3 protein-coding genes are annotated in these 2794 nt (G+C 45.8%); 2 read left to right on the forward strand and 1 reads right to left on the reverse strand.

Translation table 11 applies throughout. The features are described 5' to 3' along the window. Window positions 1-304 precede the first annotated feature (304 nt). Together O9332_RS23365 and O9332_RS23370 are read left to right on the forward strand one after the other, a co-directional pair. Window positions 305-973 carry an energy-coupling factor ABC transporter ATP-binding protein gene (locus O9332_RS23365; protein WP_002756829.1) on the forward strand — a complete coding sequence of 223 codons (669 nt, stop codon included), beginning with the start codon at window positions 305-307 and terminating at the stop codon, window positions 971-973. A gap of 22 nt (window positions 974-995) precedes the next feature. After that, complete coding sequence (locus tag O9332_RS23370; protein WP_002756828.1) at window positions 996-1607, forward strand: NYN domain-containing protein; 612 nt, start codon at window positions 996-998, stop codon at window positions 1605-1607. A 133-nt stretch (window positions 1608-1740) separates the two neighbouring features. On the opposite strand, the gene sfsA is transcribed toward O9332_RS23370, so the two are convergent. After that, on the reverse strand, window positions 1741-2460 hold the full coding sequence (gene sfsA, locus O9332_RS23375; RefSeq protein ID WP_002756827.1) for a DNA/RNA nuclease SfsA: 720 nt from the start codon (window positions 2458-2460) through the stop codon (window positions 1741-1743). Window positions 2461-2794: the final 334 nt, after the last annotated feature.

The raw sequence follows: 2794 nt of genomic DNA on the forward strand, positions 1-2794 counted from the left end.
ATTTAACTGTAACCCTAAGTAAGTAGCTGGTTATAATTATAGCGGTTCTCGCATCTGTGCGGCACACTTAAACCTTTGCTGATTAAGCTGTTCAGGATCGGGAATGTACCTCTTGTGAATCAGAAACGCTATAAATTAAAATTGGATTTTAGGTTCGATCCCCCCTGCCCCCCTTGATATGGGGGGTGCCGATAGGCGGGGGGATCCCCCCTGCCCCCCTTGATAAGGGGGGTGTCTGACAACTTTTAACGCGTACCTACTTAACTGATAACTGATAACTGATAACTGAAAAGGCTGATAATTCATGACTATAAAAGTAACAGACCTCTGCTTTAGCTGGCCGAATGGGAAATCAGTATTAAATGGCTGCTCTTTGCAAGTTCCCAGAGGAGAATTTTGGATGTTGTTGGGGACAAATGGCAGCGGTAAATCAACCCTGCTGCGGCTCTTAGCGGGATTATTAAAACCTAGTCGCGGGGAAATAGAGATACCTAACCCCCTCGGTTTTGTTTTTCAAAATCCCGACCATCAGTTAGTTATGCCAACAGTGGGGGCAGATGTGGCTTTTGGGTTGGTATCCGAGGGTTTATCCACGCCGGCAATTCGGGCCCGGGTGCGGGAATCCCTAGGGGCGGTGAATTTATTAGAAATGGAAAAACGACCGATATATGCTCTCAGTGGCGGACAAAAGCAAAGAATCGCCATTGCCGGGGCTTTAGCTCGTCATTGCGAGGTTTTGCTCTTTGATGAACCCACCGCCCTTTTGGATGGGGATACCCAGCTAGAATTAGTCTCTCAAGTGCAGAACTTGGTCAAAAACCGAGGTATTACAGCCCTTTGGGTGACTCATCGCCTTGATGAATTGGATTACAGCGATGGAGCATTTTTGTTAGAGGGGGGCAAGGTAACGGATCAGGGAAATGCCCTAGAATTAAAAGCGAGATTATTGGCAAGTGCGGCGGGAGAATCTTAAATTTTTTGTTAATATCATTAGGATGCTGTTTTTTAGAACTGCCCTTAATGCCACACCAATCACTCTCAAAGCCATGGTTAATTCCTCTGATCGTTCCCTTCTGCTGGTTGACGGCTACAACGTCATCGGCGCTTGGCCGTCCCTGAAAAAAATTAGCGATCGCCACGGTCTCGAACCGGCGCGAGACAAGTTAATTGAAACCCTAATCGGTTACACCCACCACCAGGGTTATCAAACCCAAATCGTCTTCGATTCCTACCTTCAAGATACCCCCGGCAGCCAAGAACGCTACACTAACCATTTATCGGTTTATTTTACCGCTCACGCTCAAACCGCCGACACCTATATCGAGAAAACCTGCGCCGATTTTTGGCACGATCGCGCCCCAGCTATCGGACGGATTATCGTCGCTACCTCTGATAATGCCCAAAAAATGACCGTTATGGGTTATGGGGCCCAGTGGATTTCCGCTCAACGTCTCGAAATCGAGGTGGATTTAACCGGTCGTCGTCTGAGACAATCCCAGAGTTCTTCTCAAAGTCCCAAAGGGCGTTTTTTATTCCATTCTCTCGATGCTCAGGTGCAACAGAAATTAGAGAAAATGCGCCACGGAATTAGTTATCAAAAACCTTGACAAATTACCTCAAATATGTATCGACAAAAATCCCCCGTAGAGGCACAGGTAACTAACTGTGTCTCTAGGTTTTTAAAGGTCAGTTGCGGTTCGGGGGATTTTGTCAAAAGCCGGCCGCTCTCAACTACTCGTTTCACAGCTGCAATTCTGCTAAACCTAAATAATTAATTCCCGTGGGTGTCACTTGGAAGCGACAGGGTAAAACCTTGACTCCTTTAGCCACTGCTTGACGCAATAACTGCCCGTATTTAGCATCTTTACTATCCCCCGGAGCAAATCGGTCACAATCACCCCGATTAATAAAGTAGAGCATAATCGCCTCCGCTGCCGGCAATAAAGCCATTAATTCCTGTAAATGCTTCTGTCCTCGCGTGGTGACAGTATCGGGAAAAAGTGCCGTTTCTCCCTGATTCCAAGTGGTATTTTTGACCTCGATATAGGTGAGGGAATTATCCCCATGGGTCAAAAGAAAATCAATTCTACTGCCGTTATTTTGACCGTAGGCCACTTCCGACCGCACTTCGGTGTCATTTTTGACCAAATCGGGAAAAACTCCTTGCAACAGGGCATTTTTCACCACCTGATTAGGAAGATTGGTATTAACTCCCACCCAAGTCTCCCCCAGTTGAATCATCTCCCAGGTATAAGCTAATTTTCGCTTCGGGTTATCACTGCGAGAAAGATAAACCGGTTGACCTTCTACGCATACATCCGTCATCGGTCCGGTATTAGCGCAATGGGCCGTAATTAATTCTCCGTTGTCCAATTGTATATCGGCAAAAAAGCGTTTGTAACGTTTAATTAAAATACCCTTGACAAGAGAAGGGTAAGTGTGAACTAACAAGGGAGTCATGAAATTTCTGCCGAGGAATATAAGGTAAAGAATAGCCTTTTTTTGGGAGCTTAACCTGAAGACAGGAGATGGGGAGATAGGGAAATTTCAGCTAAATTCCCCACTACCCCACTACCCAATTCATAAGTAGGTAGGCGTTAAAAGTTGTCAGACACCCCCCTTATCAAGGGGGGCAGGGGGAATCCCCCCGCCTATCGGCACCCCCCTTATCAAGGTAGGGCTGTTTCATTTAAATTAAGTATAGCTGATTTTGAGTCAATAAATTTGACCGAAGATTCTCAAGTTTATCTTGTTCTAACCAAAAGAGTTAGTCACAATAACTAATCTTTAATCC

It is taken from the genome of Microcystis sp. LE19-10.1B (assembly GCF_027530565.1).
Taxonomy (GTDB): Bacteria; Cyanobacteriota; Cyanobacteriia; order Cyanobacteriales; family Microcystaceae; genus Microcystis; species Microcystis aeruginosa.